Source organism: Candidatus Zixiibacteriota bacterium, assembly GCA_016933955.1.
Classification (GTDB): Bacteria; Zixibacteria; MSB-5A5; order GN15; family PGXB01; genus JAFGTT01.
This window is the reverse complement of the sequence record JAFGTT010000019.1, coordinates 160,035-178,326: the sequence shown is the minus strand read 5'-3', so window position 1 is coordinate 178,326 and position 18,292 is coordinate 160,035. Positions and strand designations below refer to the sequence as shown.

At 48.5% G+C, this 18,292-nt stretch carries 16 protein-coding genes; 1 reads left to right on the top strand and 15 read right to left on the bottom strand.

The features are described from left to right. Positions 1-31: 31 nt before the first annotated feature. The 10 genes from JXQ28_07375 to serS are packed head-to-tail and all read right to left on the bottom strand — an operon-like array spanning position 32 to position 12,190. The gene (locus tag JXQ28_07375; GenBank protein MBN2277551.1) at positions 32-2,167 is read right to left on the bottom strand and encodes a GAF domain-containing protein; all 2,136 of its coding nucleotides are present in this window, start codon (positions 2,165-2,167) and stop codon (positions 32-34) included. Beyond that, a complete protein-coding gene (locus tag JXQ28_07370) occupies positions 2,151-4,328 on the bottom strand; it encodes a PAS domain S-box protein (GenBank protein MBN2277550.1) in 2,178 nt (725 codons plus the stop codon). Before JXQ28_07370 ends, JXQ28_07375 begins: the two co-directional genes overlap by 17 nt. Continuing rightward, positions 4,325-5,608 carry a bifunctional folylpolyglutamate synthase/dihydrofolate synthase gene (locus tag JXQ28_07365; protein MBN2277549.1) on the bottom strand — a complete coding sequence of 428 codons (1,284 nt, stop codon included), beginning with the start codon at positions 5,606-5,608 and terminating at the stop codon, positions 4,325-4,327. Before JXQ28_07365 ends, JXQ28_07370 begins: the two co-directional genes overlap by 4 nt. Before the next feature lie 5 nt (positions 5,609-5,613). After that, positions 5,614-6,453 (bottom strand): acetyl-CoA carboxylase carboxyltransferase subunit beta, encoded by an 840-nt coding sequence (locus tag JXQ28_07360; GenBank protein MBN2277548.1) that lies wholly within the window; start codon positions 6,451-6,453, stop codon positions 5,614-5,616. After that, on the bottom strand, positions 6,440-6,928 hold the full coding sequence (rimI, locus tag JXQ28_07355) for a ribosomal protein S18-alanine N-acetyltransferase (protein MBN2277547.1): 489 nt from the start codon (positions 6,926-6,928) through the stop codon (positions 6,440-6,442). The genes JXQ28_07360 and rimI overlap by 14 nt, the downstream gene beginning before the upstream one ends. A gap of 6 nt (positions 6,929-6,934) precedes the next feature. After that, positions 6,935-7,594 (bottom strand): tRNA (adenosine(37)-N6)-threonylcarbamoyltransferase complex dimerization subunit type 1 TsaB, encoded by a 660-nt coding sequence (tsaB, locus tag JXQ28_07350; protein MBN2277546.1) that lies wholly within the window; start codon positions 7,592-7,594, stop codon positions 6,935-6,937. Positions 7,595-7,624: 30 nt separating this feature from the next. Beyond that, positions 7,625-8,068, bottom strand: coding sequence for a tRNA (adenosine(37)-N6)-threonylcarbamoyltransferase complex ATPase subunit type 1 TsaE (gene tsaE, locus JXQ28_07345; protein ID MBN2277545.1), 444 nt, complete (start codon positions 8,066-8,068; stop codon positions 7,625-7,627). After that, positions 8,068-9,615 (bottom strand): response regulator, encoded by a 1,548-nt coding sequence (locus JXQ28_07340; GenBank protein ID MBN2277544.1) that lies wholly within the window; start codon positions 9,613-9,615, stop codon positions 8,068-8,070. Before JXQ28_07340 ends, tsaE begins: the two co-directional genes overlap by 1 nt. A 39-nt stretch (positions 9,616-9,654) precedes the next feature. Next, entirely contained in the window at positions 9,655-10,923 is a 1,269-nt protein-coding gene (locus JXQ28_07335; protein MBN2277543.1) for a HAMP domain-containing histidine kinase, read from the bottom strand. Then, positions 10,916-12,190 carry a serine--tRNA ligase gene (gene serS, locus JXQ28_07330; protein ID MBN2277542.1) on the bottom strand — a complete coding sequence of 425 codons (1,275 nt, stop codon included), beginning with the start codon at positions 12,188-12,190 and terminating at the stop codon, positions 10,916-10,918. Before serS ends, JXQ28_07335 begins: the two co-directional genes overlap by 8 nt. A gap of 237 nt (positions 12,191-12,427) precedes the next feature. On the opposite strand from serS, the gene JXQ28_07325 reads away from it, so the two are divergent. Beyond that, complete coding sequence (locus tag JXQ28_07325) at positions 12,428-12,667, top strand: 50S ribosomal protein L28 (protein ID MBN2277541.1); 240 nt, start codon at positions 12,428-12,430, stop codon at positions 12,665-12,667. A 102-nt stretch (positions 12,668-12,769) separates the two neighbouring features. On the opposite strand, the gene JXQ28_07320 is transcribed toward JXQ28_07325, so the two are convergent. The 5 genes from JXQ28_07320 to JXQ28_07300 form a co-directional block, all read right to left on the bottom strand. Continuing rightward, positions 12,770-13,543, bottom strand: a complete 774-nt coding sequence (locus JXQ28_07320; GenBank protein ID MBN2277540.1) for a hypothetical protein — start codon at positions 13,541-13,543, stop codon at positions 12,770-12,772. A 227-nt stretch (positions 13,544-13,770) separates the two neighbouring features. Continuing rightward, a complete protein-coding gene (gene ftsZ, locus JXQ28_07315) occupies positions 13,771-14,925 on the bottom strand; it encodes a cell division protein FtsZ (protein ID MBN2277539.1) in 1,155 nt (384 codons plus the stop codon). 36 nt (positions 14,926-14,961) lie between these two features. Then, positions 14,962-16,185 (bottom strand): cell division protein FtsA, encoded by a 1,224-nt coding sequence (gene ftsA / locus JXQ28_07310; protein ID MBN2277538.1) that lies wholly within the window; start codon positions 16,183-16,185, stop codon positions 14,962-14,964. Further along, complete coding sequence (locus JXQ28_07305) at positions 16,164-16,907, bottom strand: hypothetical protein (GenBank protein MBN2277537.1); 744 nt, start codon at positions 16,905-16,907, stop codon at positions 16,164-16,166. The genes ftsA and JXQ28_07305 overlap by 22 nt, the downstream gene beginning before the upstream one ends. Beyond that, positions 16,894-18,276 (bottom strand): UDP-N-acetylmuramate--L-alanine ligase, encoded by a 1,383-nt coding sequence (locus tag JXQ28_07300; protein MBN2277536.1) that lies wholly within the window; start codon positions 18,274-18,276, stop codon positions 16,894-16,896. The genes JXQ28_07305 and JXQ28_07300 overlap by 14 nt, the downstream gene beginning before the upstream one ends. Positions 18,277-18,292 lie beyond the last annotated feature (16 nt).

Here is an 18,292-nt window from a genome sequence, read left to right as displayed (position 1 = left end):
CATGCCGGTTTTTTGCAATTTTTTGCAGGGGTTAAATTGGAAAGTATAGGGTAAAATCAGTACCCTTTCCATATTCCGATATGACCTCAAAAGTCCCCCCATGGGCCGAGATAATACGCTCGACCACCACTAATCCCAACCCAGTCCCGGTTTCTTTGGTGGTATAATAGCGGTCGAATATCTTGGAAAGGTTTTCCTTTTTAATACCATGGCCGTTATCGGCTACGGTTATGGCCAGATAATCCCGGTGTTTAAAAGATGGCCGGTCGACTTTGCCAACCACCCGGAGGTGTCCGTTTTCCGACATGGCATCGATAGCGTTTAAAAACAGGTTCAGGAAAACCTCCAGAATTTGATTTTTATTGAGCGGTATTTCATAATTGATATCGGCCTGGAATTCGGAGTCGAAGCTTATTTTTTTCTTACGCAAGTCGGGGCCGATAAACTCGGCGGCTCGCTTAATTATGCCGCGAATATCTTTGATTTCCGTTTCGTACTTATGTGGTTTCGAAAAATCGACCAATTCAGTGACCAATTCATTGAGCCGGTGGATTTCTTCCTCGACCATTCCAAAGAAGGCCGTATCTTCAGCCACCTGCGGATACTTTTCCCTTAACACCTGTATCCAGCCCTTTATATTGGTCAGGGGTCGACGCAAATCATGAGAAATCTCGGAGATCATATTGCCCATAGTCAAAAGACGGGTGGCATTTAAAAGCGCTTTTTCCCGCTCATAAAGCCCCGAAGCCTGAGAAATAATCAGCCGGGCCAGTGAGACTTCCTGACTGGTATAGCTTCTTTCACTATCGGAACCGATACAAAAAACATGTTTCAGTTGTCCTTCCTGAACTACCGGCAGAGCGGTGAAATTGACACCTGGATCGGGATAAGCCCTGTATTCGCGTATCTTTCGGCCAAGGACTGAAGAGAATATTTCGATGTTGTCAAAATCAAGACTCTCCAGTTCCAATCCTTCAAGAATAACCTCGCCTTCCTTGATTTTATCGAGATTGATTGATCCACTATCGGTCAGGGGAATATCTGTTCCGGTGGCTCCGACCGGTTTCAGGCTCTTGGGAACCGGTTGCCATTCGAACCAGAGGGCATAATCGATCGGCATCAATTTCCTCATATATTCAAAGATGGCATTACGCATGGCCGAAACTGATCCGACCGTGGAAAGTCTGCGGGAAAGCTCAAAAAGAATTGAAAACTCCCGGAGTTTTCGGAGATTATCTTCAAACTGGCGGCCGTCATCGATAGCCACCGCAGCCTGCGAGGCGAAGGTTGTCAGCAATTTGAGATCATGGTCATCGAAAACCTGTCCATATTTTTTATTGGCCATATTGATAACACCGAGAACCCGATTGGAGACTTTCAGGGGGACACACAAAAGCGAAGCCGAGGTGTAGCGTTCCCGGTTGATTCTCTGGAAACGGTCATCTTCCTCGACGTTTTTTACAATCAGTGGTTCCCCACTTTTGGCTACATACCCGGCAATTGATGATCCTATTGGCAATTTGACGGATTCGGCCAATTCCACATTCAGGCCTATGAAAGCCTCAATGGTTAAATAGGAGTTGGTCGGGTTTATAAGCATCAGAGAGCCAATCTCGGCTTGAGTCACCCCCGCGGCCAGTTTAACTATTTTATCAAGCAGTTCCTTTAGGCTGGGAGAGTAAGCCAGAGATTTCCCGGCCTCATACAGGGCGTTGATCTCGGCCAGGCGGTTACTGAGATTGAGGTTGGCCGTCTGAAGATCATCCAGCAGTTTTTTTCGTTCGATATTGGCGGCCCTGATCTCCAGACCCCGTTTGACCGAAATTTCCAGCTGGGAAAATTCCACCGGTTTTAACAGGTACTCAAAAGCCCCGTTTTTAATGGCTTCGAGTGACGATTCCAGTGAAGCATAGCCGGTCATCAGGATCACGATGATTTCAGGATCGACGGTTTTGGCGGCCTTCAAGATATCCAGACCGGTAACATCGGGCATCTTTATATCGGTAACGATCAAATCAAACTGCCGGTCCCTGATAAGTTCCAAAGCCTCCTGCGATGATTGGGTGACCTTGACACTATAACCGCTACTCGAAAACAGCTCTTCGAGCGACTGGCACATTCGTTTCTCATCGTCGATTACCAATAATTTTTCAAATACGCCAGTCATACTCATCTTCCTCTTGATCGATCGGCAGATCTATTTTAAAACATCCACCTCGGGGATTATTATTGAATTCAATAGTCCCGTTGTGATTTCGGACTATCCTATGACAGACCGACAACCCCAGTCCGGTCCCCACACCCGCCTCCTTGGTGGAATAAAACGGCTCGAAAATATGCGGAATATGTTTGGGATCAATCCCCGGACCAGTATCCTGAAAATTGATCTGGATCGTATGTTCGCGGGAATGTATACCAATTTCGATTTCACCTCCCTGATTCATGGCATCACAGGCGTTGATTATCAGGTTCATAAAAACCTGTTTTAAGCCATCGGGCCAGGCCGCTATCTCCGGCATGGAATCAGGAATATCCAACGTAACTTTTGTGGAGCTCTGTTCCAGTTGACGCCGCATCAAATTCAGAACCTCCCGAATGGTTTTCCCCACATCGGTTCTGACGAACTTGATAAGCATCGGCCTGTTTATATTAAGGAGCTGTCGGACAATCATGGTGATGCGATCGATTTCCTGTTGCACGATACTCAGATACTCATCAATCTTGGGGTTGCCTTCCGCCTGCTGATTGATAAGGTTCAGGTAATTTTTAATAATCCCCAGAGGGTTATTTACCTCATGGGCAATCTTGGCGGAGAGCTCGCCCAGGACCGCCAGGCGTTCCGACTGAATCAGCAGTCTCTGGGTTTGTTGCAATTTTTCCAGAGCTTCTTTTTCAGATTCATACAGCCGGGCGTTTTCGATCGATACGGCCGTCTGGTTGGCCAGAATGGATAAAAATTCGACATCTTCATCTTGAAAGTGCTGTCCGGATTCTTTGGCGGAAATGATTAAGACTCCGCGAAGTTTAGTCTGGAAAATAAGCGGGACGACCAGGCCATCATCGAAATAATCCATGAATCCCATATCTTTCGCCGCCGGCATTTTATCCGACAACTCGCTGATGAACACCGGCCGATTATAGGCCGTGATATATCGCCCGAATTCACTATCGGGATTAATCAAGATTTCCTTTCGCGGAAAAGGCGGGGACCCCTTGACCCGCTCCAGACGGAAGGTTTCACCTCCCAGCTGATGAGGCAAATAAAGCGCCGCCTTGGCCGCCCCCATCTGTCCGAGAGAAGTCAGGACAAAGGAATCGAGAAGAGTCTCATAATTTAGAACAGCGTTGAAGTTTCGGCTGAGTTCGAATATTGTATAAAGATCAAAAATACGGCGCTTGAGTTGACGGTTAGCCTCGGTCAGTTCGACCGTCCGTTCTTCAACCAGAAATTCCAGTTCGTTGCGGGCTTTCTTGAGAACATTTTCAGCATCTTTACGCCCCGTTATATCGACCATTGAAACAAAATCGGCATTCCGCCCGTCGTATTTCACCGATTTGGAATAAAGATCGACCCACTTTTCATCGCCGTTTCGGATAACGAATTTGGTTGTGTAGTGATTGATAACATCGGGATCACCGCGTTGTTTCTTGCGGGCCTGATCCAAAACAAAAAGACGATGTTCGGGGTGAATAACAACCGAATATCCGTCCTCCGGCCAAGCTTTCATTTCATCGATTGAGTATCCTGTCAATTCGGCCACGGCCTGGTTGGCAAACTTGATAAGACCATCCTGAATAATGACAATGGCCAGTAAACCCTGCTCGGAGAGTAACCGAAATTTGGCCTCGCTTTCGCGAAGCGCGCTCTCGGCCATTTTCCGCGCCGTGATATCACGCGCGTAGGCACAATGATATTCCTTGTCGTTGAATTCCAGATAGCTTACAGTAATCTCCACCGGGAAAAACTGGCCATTTTTTTTCAAATGTCTGGATTCGAAGGTGATAACCTTATTCTGTTTGGCGTCTTCCCAATACTCCGCCCAGATATCGGCGCTGAAATCGGGATCGATATCGAATATCCTTTTTAAGAGAAGTTCCTTGCGAGTGTAACCGAGCCGTTTACAGGCCGAATCGTTGACATAGAGGAGACGAGCATCCTGACCGATCCAGAAAATGGAATCTGAGGCTCGATCGAGTGAAAGACGGGTCAGCGGCAAATGATCTTCAGAGGCCATCCCGATCGGGACGGCGGGCTGAATACTCCCACCATTCTTAATTGCATTTGATTTGCGAGTGGTTCCGGGCTGGTCGTTTTTCTTCCGTGTCATAATATCTTGTTCTGATTGGCCATAAAATCGCCAACCGCGTAATGTGAACCGCAGATAATAATTATATCGTCAGGTCCTGACGATTCCACCAGTTTGCGCGCCGAATTCACCACCGAATCAGATATTGTCATATCCTTCCATGGTTCAAAATAAACGGCAATCTCCTCCGGGTCGGCCGTTCGGTGGGTATTAAGTCGGGCGATTTCCACGCGGCGTGCGATTCGTTTGATAAAACCGACGGATTTCCCCAAATCTTTATTCTTAACAAACCCGATCACAATATCGGCCCTGCGACCGGGATATAATTTACGAAAACAATCCACCAGTGATTTTATGCCGCCCGGATTATGGCCCACGTCCATAATAATAAGAGGGCGGCCTGGCCGTTTCAATTTCTGGAAACGTCCCGGCCATACAGCCTTGTTCAATCCTATACGAATATCTCTGCTTCTCAGATTGAATCCCATCGGTAAAAGCATATCGGCCGCCGCCACCGCCAGGGCGGCATTCCTGATCTGGTGATTGCCGGCCAGTGACGGTTCAAGGTTCTTCAGAGTCAAATCATTGAATTTATAATCAAACCGGAACGGTTGTCCATTTTCGATGAAGGCATTTTTCTTCAGGCACAGCAGAGGCGCCCCACGTTCCTGGCTGACCCGGGTTATTTCGGCAAGAGGCTCGGCCTTCATCACTCCGGTCAAGATCGGGATACCGGGTTTAATTATGCCTGCCTTCTCATAGGCGATTTTAGTAAGAGTATCGCCCAGAATATTGGTATGATCATATGAAATATCGGTTATTATGGACAGGAGGGGAGTCAGGGTGGAGGTGGCGTCAAGCCTTCCTCCCAGACCGACTTCGACCACGGCAATATCGACCTTGTGATCGGCGAAATAATTGAAGGCCATGGCCGTGCAGGCCTCGAAAAAAGTAATGTGGCGGCGCGAAATTACATACCTGTATTTCGCCACGAAGTCGGTGACATACTTTTTATCTATTTGCTTTCCGCCGATCCGAATTCGTTCGCGGTAATCAACCAGATGAGGCGATGTAAATATCCCGGTTTTATATCCGGCCTGTCTTAGAATGGCCTCGATGTAGGCGCAGGTGGAACCTTTGCCATTGGTCCCCGCCACATGAATCGAGCGGAAACGATTCTGCGGATTGCCGATTCGATCCAGAAATCCGGCGATGTTTTCCAGGCCGAGTTTAATTCCGAAAAGCTCCCGACGCATGATAAAATCAAGCGCCGAGGCATAACTACCCCTGTCTTTGGACATATTGATTATCTCTGGAAATATTTGAGAAGCAAAACCAGGGTGTCCCGGAGTTGTCCCCGTTCAACGATTTTGTCAAGAAAACCTTTTTCCAAAAAGAATTCCGAGGATTGGAAACCCTCCGGAAGATCCTGTCCGATTGTCTGCTGAATAACCCGCGGTCCGGCGAATCCAAGCAACGATTTCGGTTCGGCAATGATGACATCTCCAAGCGATGCATAACTGGCCATGACACCCGCCGTGGTGGGATTGGTCAACACCGATATAAACGGGATTTTCCTTTTATGCAACACCGCCAACAGGGCCGATGTTTTAGCCATTTGCATAAGGGAGAGAATCCCCTCCTGCATTCTGGCCCCGCCGGAACATGAGACGATCACCAGCGGTATGGCTCGATCAATGGCCCGTTCGATAGTCCGGGCAATTTTCTCCCCCACCACCGATCCCATTGAGCCGCCTATAAAAGAAAAATCCATGATGGCGAAAGACACCTCACGGGAATCGATCTTGCCTATTCCCGACACCACTGCATCCCTCATCCCCGACTTTTCCTGGGCCGCTCGGATACGATCGGGATATCGTTTGGAATCCTTGAATTTCAATGGATCTTTCGATTCCAGCTCGGTATCGTATTCTTCCAGAATGCCACCATCAAGTATTATATTGATATATTTCCGGCTGGTTATTCTAAAATGGTAATTACAGCTGGGGCAAACCCAATAATTATTTTCCAGTTGCTTGGTATAAAAAATATCCCCACAACCCGGGCACTTTGACCACAAGCCATCGGGGATATCTTTTTTCTCTTTGCTGATCAGGCCGGATTTTGCCTTTTTAAACCAGTCCATTTTCGAAGTCTTCTTCCCTGAGCGTTTTTACCATCACAATTGCATCTTCTACCGGGGTCTGATAATAACCCGGTCGCAAATATAATTCCCGAAAACCAAGTTTGCGATATAAATCAATGGCCGACAAATTACTCTGTCGAACATCAAGATAAATATATTCACAATTGGCGTTTTTTGCCATGTTTAAGATACGATTTATTAATAATTTGGCAACAGATTTTCCCCGATATTCCGGCGCCACGGCCACATTGGACAATTGGGCCTCGCCATAAGATATTATATAGCAAGCATATCCGATAATCGCATTCCCGCTCTCGGCCACCAGTAAACCCATATCGGGATCATCATCGAGATAATCCAAAAAGGCTGATCTGGGCCAGGCGTCGGTGAAAATCAACTGTTCCATCATAACCACGATATTGATCTCGGATGGTTTAACTGGACGGATAATAAATCCCTTGAGTCTTTCCGGCATATCATCCTATTTCTTTATATGGGCAGGAAATTGCTGGATATAAAGTGGCTCTAAAACCGCGATATCATCGCCACCGGCGCAGTCGAGTTTCCTGATACCGGCCCGAAGGAAATCATCGAGTCCAAGTGAGAAATCTCTGGAGTCAAGAAAGTCCAAATTTCCGATCATTTCCGGTCCCGGCGTGCAGTCAATAGCCAGATGTTTGGTATTTGCCAATAAGGGCGCCGGATTTTTACCGGTTACAACCGTTATCGTTCGGTTGTCAAAATCCGACGAATCAATTAAGGCGGTATAATATTCATTCCTCCGTGACGGGATATAGACCCGGGTCTTTCCAAAGGCTTGAAATAGCCGACTTGCGATTGATTCAAAAAGAGACACGCCCACCAGTGGAATTCCCAGAGAAAGGGCCAGCCCTTTGGCGGAGGCCAGACCCACCCGTAATCCGGTGAAGGAACCCGGCCCGATCGAAACGATAATGGCTTCTATAACCGGACGTGGCAAACCGGCCTCGCGACAGAGTCCATCTATCAGCGGAAAGATAAATTCGGCATGGCGAAATCGATCAGTGTTTTCTTTTACAGCCAGATCGGCCTCATTAGCTGTAATCCCCACCTGCAGAACTGAGGTAGCACTGTTGATTACCAGGATATGTTTCTTTTTCATGGCATCATCTTTCAGAACAGCCGATTACAATCAGAGGTTTAGAAATTCAAGCTCGATTTTTCTTTTCGTTTGATCCAGAATTTCAATGAATATCTGGATTCTCTCTTCCGGCATATTCCGGCCGGCCTTCTCTCCCCACTCCACCACGACCACTCCCTCTCGAATCAGATAATCATCCCAGCCGATTTCATACAATTCATCAGTTTTATTCATGCGGTACAGGTCGAAGTGATACAGCGGAATTATACCATGATATTCGTTGACCAGAGTGTATGACGGCGATTTAACATCGCTTTCATTAATTCCCAGACCGATTGCAATACCCCTGATAAAACAGGTTTTACCGGCGCCAAGAGGGCCGGTAAAGGAAATCAGATCGCCGTTGTTCAACAGAGCCGCCAGCCCTTTTCCGGCCGCTATCGTTTCCCCGGCCGACCCGGTAATTAGAATCTGATTGTGGCGCGACTCAATCATCACTTGGGGGTCATGATGGCAACAGGCACAACCATTTCTTCCAGAGAAATACCACCATGCTGGAAGGAATTGGTGAATTGCCGGATATATTCATTATAATTATTGGGATAAACAAAATAAAAATCTTCCTTGGCGATCAAATAAGTGGTGGCCAGAGAAAATTTCGGCAGACGATAATCCTCGGGCTTTTTAATAAGCCAGGCCTCTTTTTTCTCGCAGTTGAGATTATCGCCGTACTTGTATCGCAGATTGGTCGAGGTATCCCGTTTGCCGTGGGCGATTGTTCCGCGGGAACAGAGGACAGAACCATGATCCGAGGTGACAATGACAGTGAAATCTCTCGAGGCAAAGGATTTCAATATGGAAAACAGAGGCGAGTGAATAAACCAGCTTTTCATCAAAGAACGGAAAGCGGCCTCGCTTCCGGCTATCTCTTTCAGAATGACATTATTCGACCGGCCGTGAGCCAGGATATCCAGAAAATTAAAAACGAAGGCAACCAAATCCGACTGATAGAAATTACCAACCTTCTTGGCCAAACTCTCGCCCTCGGTATTATTAAAAACCTTTTCGTAACGGGGATTGCCGGACAATTTCAGATCATGCCGACTGATAAGATTTTCCAGCAGGACATCTTCATGCCGATTGAGTGAACCTTCGTCGCCTTCTTTGTAAATATCCGGGTTCTGCCGATCGACTTCATCGGGGAAAAGGCCGGCAAAAAGAGCATTTCGGGCAAACGGCGTGGCGCTTGGGAGTATCGAGAAATAGGTGTCGCGATGAATATTGTAGAATTCGGAGACAAGCGGCTCCACGGTCATCCATTGATCAAGTCGCATACAATCGATGACCAGTAATAGGACTTTGTTGCCACCCTTTAGAAGGGGCATCATATATTTTTCAAGAAGATCCGGTGACAAAACCGGTCGATCTTCGGAAAACAGCCATCCGATATAATTTTTCTCGAGATATTTGGTGAACTCGGTGTTCAATTCCTTGCGAGTACCAAGATGTGTCTGCATGAGTCCCTCATCCTCGCTTTCATCGAGTTGAAGATCCCATGAGGCCAGAAATTTGGCGGCTTCGAGCCAGTCTTCGGGTTGCATAGCCCCATACAGTTTCTGATTGATCTTATTCAGGTCGGTAACATACCGTTTCATCTGGCTCTCGGAAATTATTTTTTTGGTATCCAGAATTCGTTTGGCAACCATCAGAACCTGGGACGGGTTAACCGGTTTCGTCAGGTAATCGTCGATTTTCTGCCCGACCGCGTCCTCCATCAATGATTCCTCCTCCGACTTGGTCACCATAACCACCGGCAGATGAGGCCGGATATCCTTAATCTCTTCCAGAGTCGTCAGACCATCCTTGCCGGGCATCATTTCATCGAGAAGAACCAGATCGAAATGCTCCTCACGTACTTTGATAAGAGCATCATCACCAGAAAGAGCCGTATCGACCCTGAAGCCTTTCTGTTGAAGAAAAAGAATATGAGGCTTTAACGAATCAATTTCATCATCGACCCAGAGGATATTTTTGGTACTCATCAATAGTTTCCCTTACTTGACTCCGTGGAGCCATATATGTTACATATATTGGCCAAAACGTTTGACCCGATCAGTGCCTTTAACCGGCAAGATTATCTGAAAAATAGTTTCTCCCGGACGCGATTTAATCAACGAAATCCGTCCCCGGTGATATTCCTCGATTATCCGTCGGGCCAGGGTTAAACCCAGCCCCCAACCACGCTTCTTGGTGGTGAAACCGGGTCTGAAAATTTTCCGAGCCATTCCGACCGGAATGCCTTTACCATTGTCGATTACCTCGATTATAATAAACCTGGAATCCCTCGAAAGAAACGCGGTTAGTTCGATAATTCCTTTTTGGGGATCGACCACCTGAAGCGAGTTTTTAATCAGATTTTCAATCACCCAGGCAATCAATTCCTGATTGACGTTCAATGAAGGCAATGTCTCCTGGCTGCGATTGTAGATAATATCGACTCCCTGGCCATTGAAAGGTAATCGACGTCTGAAATAAGCTACGGTGTTTTCGATCAATTCACCCAGATTACTTTCGACCAGTTCGGGTCGAGCCCCGATCTTGCCGAAACGATTGGCAATCTGTTGCAGGCGATCGATATCGGTTTTCATTTGCCGTAACATATCCTCGCGCAAAATTCCGGAATCCTTTTTGTCTGATGCCCCTTTCTGAGAAAGTATTTCCAGCCATCCCATCAGTGAGGAAATCGGGGTCCCCAGTTGATGCGCCGTTTCCTTGGCCATACCAACCCAGATATGACGTTCTTCGGATCGGCGGATATTCTGGAATCCGATAAAACCGACCAGGATAAACGCTCCCACCAAACCGATTTCCACGAACGGCATCCATTGCAACTGCCGAATAACCCGCGAATCACCATAATAAAAATATGAGATGGTTTGTTCGCCGAACTTGAGCGGAATGGCGCCTTTGTCCTCCCCCATCCGCCGGGCCAGTTCCCTGATCTTCCGATGGGCTTCCGGCGATGGGTCGTTATCGACCACACCATCAACATTACGCCAGAATACGGGATTCCCCTCGGTATCGGCGATAATGACCGGGAAATTGGCCTTTTTGATGACTTCCTCGAATATGATCTGGACCTCACTTCCCGATGAATTCTCACTGGCCGCCAGTTGCCAAAGTTTGACATAGGAGGTGGCATTGCGCTCCGCCTCATCTTTCAACTGGCCGATTACATCCAGGGTATACCAGATAAAAACAACCGAGATCAAAACGATCCCGATCAGCAGGAACAGCTTAAAGACCGTGGTCCAGCCGATTGACAGCCGGTTGTTAATAAGGTTATTCACGTCCGGTTATTTCTGCCCGTCCGCTCATGTAAGGTCTGATGATTTCGGGTATCATAATAGTCCCGTAATCGGTTTGATTGTTCTCGAGAATAGCCGGAATCAACCGGGCCAGGGCCACTCCCGAACCGTTGAGAGTATGGACAAAACGGACTTTTTTATCCTCATCACGGAAGCGGGTATTCATCCGCCGGGCCTGGAAATCTTCGAAATTGGACACCGACGATATCTCCAGGTATTTGTTCACCCCGGCTGACCAGATTTCCAGATCATAACATTTGGCGGCCGCGAATGAAAGATCCCCGGTGGCCAGAAGCCTGACCCGGTAGGGCAGATTAAGAGCCCTAAGTATTTTCTCCGCCTGGGCTACCAGGTTCTCGTGTTCGGCATAGGATGTCTCCGGACGGACAATTTTTACCAGCTCGACCTTATCGAACTGGTGGACCCGCAGTGTCCCCCGGGTATCTTTCCCGGCGGCCCCGGCTTCACGCCGAAAACAGGGTGTATGAGTCACATAATAAAGCGGTAGCCGGTCATAGGCGAGAATCTCCTCGCGGTGAAGATTGGTCACCGGGACTTCACCCGTGGGAATCAGATAAAAATTCTCATCCTTGAGCTGATACATATCCTCGGCCAGCTTGGGAAGCTGACCTGTGCCGGTCATGGCCATTTCATTGGCAATGTAGGGAGCATATATCTCGGTGTATCCATCGGCCGTATGGGTATCCAGCATAAAGGAAATAAGGGCGCGATGCAGGCGGGCACCGATTCCCTTCAGGACAAAATAGCCCGAACCACTGATCTTAGCGGCCGCGGGTAAATCGATAATATCGAATTTTTCACCCAGTTCCCAATGCGGCAATGGTTCGAAATCAAACTGCGGAATCTTGCCCCATTCGCGAACTGTGACATTACTCTCCTCGTTCGGTCCCACCGGGACATCGGGATGAGGCAGGTTGGGTACCCGGAGCAGGTGATAATTGAGGGCGTCCATGATCGAGCGAAGATCGGTATCAAGTTCGGCTATTTTCTGTCCGACTTCTTTCATCTCAGCAATATCATTGTCGGCGTTTTCCTTATTTTTTTTCTTCTCGGCGATATTTTCCGAAACCCTGTTTCTCAAAGCCTTGAGCCGTTCTACTTCACTTATGACAGCCCTTCTTTTTTCGTCTAATTCCAGGATTTTATCGATATCAGCCGTTTCATTTTTATTAAGGACAGCCGACTTGACCAACTCGGGATTCTCTCTAATCGTTTTCAAATCAAGCATATATACCTCAATCTATGCCATCCGGGACGGCCCGGCCATCATCTCTCCGGATATATTGTTAATACAATTTAGAATGATAATTGTTTTGAAAGAGGGAGTCAAGTAAAGTAAAAAAGCGATCCCGGTGGACCCAAAAGGCCAAAATGCCGAAAAAAAACAAAACGGACTCAAATATCCGCTTGCTTTTTGGGGTATTTTGTTTATTATAGGGTTTCTTGCTTTTTAGGAGATGGAAAAATGGCGAAAGTATGTGAAATATGCGGAAAGAAACCGGTATTCGGAAACTCGATATCCCATGCCCATAACCTGTCCCGTCGGCGCTGGAATCCGAACCTTCAAACAGTCCGGGCCAATATGGATGGAACCGTCAGGAAAATCCGGGTATGCACTTCGTGCTTAAAAGCCGGCAAGGTACAGAAGGTCACCAGTTTCAAACGGCCGCGTCCGGCCGCAACGGGCAAAGAAACCTCGGCTTGAAAATCTGCCGAATAGTATCACGACTATTAAAACCGCCTCAGGTCAGGCGGTTTTTTTATTCTATAATTTTCTGCAATGGCACTACCGGGATGAGTTAAAATTTTAATCTCCGCTCTTGATTAAAGATAGAACCATCTGCGATGAAATATGACTGTGCGCCAGAAGGGCAATCGAGGCTTTGAGTTGCATCTGGCCAAGGATGAAGTTGGAATATTCGGCGGTATAATCGGTATCCCTTATCTGCGACTCGGCCGCAGTCAGATTCTCAGCCTCAATCCTGAGATTGGCCAGCCGGCTTTCCAGATCGTTTTTCTGGGCGGCTCCCATGTCCGCAATCTGAAGATCAAGCCGCGACACGTTACTCTCGATGGTCGCCAGCGTCTGCTCGACCGAGGTCGCATCCGACAGATCAAGTTGCCCCAGTTCGGCAACGGCTGTAATCGAACCCTCCGATCCATCAAGCAATTTCGAATTTCCAAAAGAGGCCGTCTCGACAATATGATTGTAAGATTCCACCAACCGATTGGCCTCCCCCTGATACACGGCGGTCATCTCTTCGCTGTTGACGGCAGTATTGGCGGCCGCCACAGTCAGGGAATTCAATTCTGTCAAAATTCCACGAAGTTGAAGAGCGGTTGATGAGGCCGTTTGATATTTATTGACGGCCAGTGAAGTGTTTTCGATTTCCTGGTTAAGCGAAGCGATTCGCGAACGCATCTGCTCGGAAATTACCAGCCCGGCAGGATCATCGGCGGCCGAGTTTATTCTCTGGCCTGAAGCCAGTTTCTCCATGATTTTTGAAAGATTTGCCTGAGACAATCCAATATTCCGTATTATCGAATTGACCTGGACTTTATGATTGAGCGTCAGGGTCATGGATACCTCCTGATAAACTGTTCACAAAATACCGAGAAAGTTCGAGCAAAAGGCATACCATTATTTTATGATGTTAAGTGATTATATCACAATTAGATAGAATATGGTGGTCGATTGTTGACTTGAAAAATATGGTGCTTATCCCATAGTCTGAAGGCTATGCAGACCGCCGACCTGATTTTCAGGTCGGCGATCCGCTGTGGAGGAACCGAGTGAAGAAATTATACTCAATCGTCAATTCTTCGAATATAAGCCGGAATCTTGGTATTCTCGCTCTGAAAGGCTGGTGTTCGGCCTCGGCCGTTACCGCCGGCCACTTTCCTGACTGCATAATTCGGCTGATCGGGAAAGAGAGACATAACCTTGCCCGGTTCGGCCCGGACCATTGTCTCTTCCTTTTCCTCATGTGGCTCGGTATCGGCATGGGAACCAAAACCGGTCGCAATCACCGTTACCCGAATTTGATCGTTCAGCACCGGGTCGATCACCGCCCCGAAGATAATATTGGCATCAGTCCCGGACGCTTGGTTGATGATTGTCGTGGCTTCATTGACATCGTGCAACGACATATCTTCACCACCGGTAATATTGACCAGGACTCCCTTGGCCCCCGAGATTGAAATATCTTCCAGCAATGGCGAGGAAATAGCCGCCCGGGCGGCCGTCTCGGCCCGATCTTCGCCGCTTCCGGTCCCGGTTCCCATCAGGGCATCGCCCCGTTCCATCATCACCGTCTTGACATCGGCAAAGTCGCAGTTAACCAGCCCGGGGGTACCGATTAAATCGGAAATCCCCTTGGTGGCCTGGTGCAGGACCTCATCGGCATAGGCGAAAGCGTCGGTTAGTCTGGTTGATTTATCCACGATGGCCAGCAGGCGTTCGTTGGGAATAATAATCAAGGAATCGGATTTATTCTTAAGCTCTTTTAAACCGCTTTCGGCCTTCTGCATCCGTTTGTTACCCTCGAAATTGAACGGCTTGGTGACAATCCCGACTGTCAGGGCGCCTTTCTGACGGGCAATTTCGGCTACAATCGGGGCCGCTCCGGTTCCTGTCCCGCCGCCCATTCCGGCCGTGATGAAAACCATATCGGCTCCCTCGATCAGGGCCCCGATTTCATCCATATCTTCCTCGACCGCCTTGCGGCCGATATCGGGATTCGCACCGGCCCCAAGGCCTTTGGTCAGTTTCTTCCCGATCTGAACCTTTTTCCCGGCCCGATTGGTTTCCAGAACCTGAGCATCAGTATTGATGGCTATAAATTCCACCCCCCGAAGACCGGCATCGATCATCCGATTGACAGCATTACCGCCGGCCCCGCCGACCCCGACAACCTTGATATTGGCAACATTGTCAAGATCATCGGCGAAATCAATCCTCATGTTCCCGTCGTTCATAATCAATTCCTCCATGATATATTAAAAATTATTAGACATCCATTTCTCGAGTTTGCTGAACAATCCCCGCAGGCCGCCCTTTTTGACTTCTTGACCAGGTCCGTGTTTATATCCGAAATTGACCAAGCCGATAATGGTGGCGAATTCAGGTGTTTTCATATCATCCGGTAAATCCTTGATTCCGGAAGGAATACTCGGTTTGACCGGCATATCCAGAATCTGTTCGGCCAATTCGACCACCCCTGGAAGCATCGCCCCGCCGCCACTGAGAATAATCCCGGCCGCCAGTGCTTCGGGAGGGTTGGCTTTTTTGATTTCCCGGGCCACCAGGGATAGAATTTCCTCCATCCGGGGCTCGATAATCGAAGCCAGGACATTACGCGAAATCGAACGTGATTTATGGCCCATGGCCGCCATAACTTCCATCATTTCGTCGGCATCAACCAGCGAGGTCAGCGCCGAACCGTATTTGATTTTGAGTTTTTCCGCCTGATCGACCGTGGTCCGCAGACCGATGGCGATATCATTGGTGACATTCCTGCCGCCCAGGGGCACCACTCCGGTATGCCTTATAGAGCCGTCATAAAACACCGCCACATCGGTCAAATCACCGCCGATATCGACCAGGACCACTCCCATATCTTCCTCATTGGCCGTAATCCCGGCGTATGATGCCGCCAGCGATTGAAGGACCAGATGCTCGATGTTTATTTCACAACGTTCCAGGGAACGGTAGATATTTTTGGCCGAGGTGGCCGCGGCTGTCACGATATGAACCTCCACCTCCATTCTGACACCGGTCATCCCGACCGGATTTTTAATTCCGGATTGCTCGTCGATGGTATATTCCTGAGGCAGAACATGGATTATTTCCCTGTCGGCTGGGATGGCAATGGCACTGGCCGCTTCGATAGCCTTTTTAACATCCCGTTCGCCGATTTCATTGTCCGAACGGGAAACCGCGATTACACCGTGGCTGTTAATCGATCGAATATGATCCCCGGCGATTCCGGCCACAGCTGTTTCGATATGTTCTTCGGCATCGATTTCGGCTTGCTCCACCGCCTTCGAAATCGCCCGGACGGTTTTTTCCATATTCACTACCACACCCCGGCGGAGTCCCTCGGCACGGACTGAACCATAGCCAAGAAATGATGGGACACTGTCTTCACCGACTTCGGTGATCATGGCCCGCAGGTTGGTAGTCCCTATATCGATTCCGGTTAGTATCCTGTTTTCTGACATTTTCCGCCTGCCGCTATAATCAATCCCTCCGATTTCATATCCAGCCTTTTAATACCGCTCAGGTCGGGATTGAAATCGAGTAAAAACGTTTTCAAATTTATAATACTGCCGTAGAGCGATCCGGCATAGGTCTCAACCGGGAAAGCCAGGCCATCGAGATATATTGAAATAATATCCTGATCGGACATATCGATATTCGAAATGGCCAGGTAAAAATTAAAGCAGTCTTTTTTAAGGCGATTGAGTTGCTCAACTACAAGGTGCATCCGATCATCAGCCGGCCGGGAATACAATTTGCATCTTTGAAGACCGGTTATAATAGGGAATTCATATCGTTCGATAGTGCTGTCGCCGGGAAGCAGGCATCCCCGTTCATCCATCCGATATACATAGCGCCCGTCGCCGTCCAGCACCAGGGCCAGCGGCCGGATATCATTGACCCTGATACTCAGGGCGTCGGGAAAATCAAAATCGATATCGACCCGGAGAACATTACCATAATTAAGCAAATCATCGGCCACTTTATCAAGCGCCGCACCAAACAAATTCTGTCCCATCGATTGCTTGATCGAGGGGCATTTGGCCATCAGGCTCTGCGGTTCAATTGCGATTGATTTTAACCGGAAAACACCGGTATAACGTGCCACAATTATGGTAGTCCCCAAAACCAAACTGACAGCCAGCATGATTATATATTTTTTCCTCAGGCTAAAATGAGGCATGTTCCAGTTCCTTCACAATCTGCCCGTTTATCCGGGTAATACTGCCGGCCCCGATGGTGATGACCATATCACCGGGTCGAACCACCTGCAAAACCTGCTCCACGGCATTTTCCAGAGGACCGATATACCAGATATTCTCGACCCCGTTGGTCGAGGCGTAGCGCGATATCATTTCCGAGGTCACTCCCTCAATTGGTTCTTCGCGGGCTGGATATATATCCGTCAGCAAACAGATATCCGCCTCGGCCAGGGCTTCCGCGAATTCCCGGTAAAACAGCTGGGTACGGCTGAACAGGTGGGGCTGAAAGATGGCAATTATCCGTCGATTATATGAAGTCCGGGCAGTCCTGATGGTAGCTTTAATTTCAGTGGGATGATGCGCATAATCATCGACCACCATGATATTCTGCACGGTCTTTTTAATATCGAAACGTCGCCCGACCCCGCGGAATTCCTGTAATGAGGCCGCGATGGTATTGAAGGGAACTTCAAGTTCCATCGCCACCGCGGTCGCCGTCAAAGCATTGCGGACGTTATGCTCGCCCGGAACACCCAGAATAATACGGCCCAGTCGATCTCCTTTTCTGATGACTTCGAATGTCACACCGCCCTCGCGATGCGTTATAGCGGCGGCCTGGTAATCGGCGCCCGGCAACAGACCGAAACTGACTGAGGCCCGGGTGATGCGATTACGGAGTTTAAGCAAAATCGGATCATCGGCATTATAAAGTACCTGTCCGTAAAACGGGACACGATTCATATAGGTCAAAAAAGCCTGCTCCAGATCATCCATTCCATCGTAACAATCGAGATGATCGGGCTCAATATTAGTAATCACCGCCATGGTAGGAAACATGGATAAAAACGAGCGGTCGAATTCATCGGCCTCGGCCACGAGATAATCACCCGCCCCGAGCGATGCCCCGGAACCTTTGCCGGCCACAATTCCCCCGACAATAACAGTCGGATCGAACTCGGCATCGGCCATGATTTTCCCCACCATTGAAGTGGTCGTGGTTTTACCATGAGTTCCGGAAATACCGATCGAATATTTCAGGCGCATCAATTCTCCCAGCATCTCTGCCCGCTTAATAACCGGAACGCCTTTTTCCCGGGCCTCGACAACCTCGGGATTGGTCTCTTTGACAGCCGATGATATAACCACTACATTGGCAGTTCCGATATTGGCGGCCTGGTGTCGATCATAAACGGTGATCCCGAGTTTTTGAAGATGCTCGGTCACTTCGCTGGGATAAATATCGGATCCGCTGATTTTATATCCCAGGTTATGGAGGATTTCGGCGATACCGGACATTCCCGAACCACCGATCCCGACAAAGAATAACTCCTTGAATTTTCCAAATATCATCATCCGCTCCTTGGAC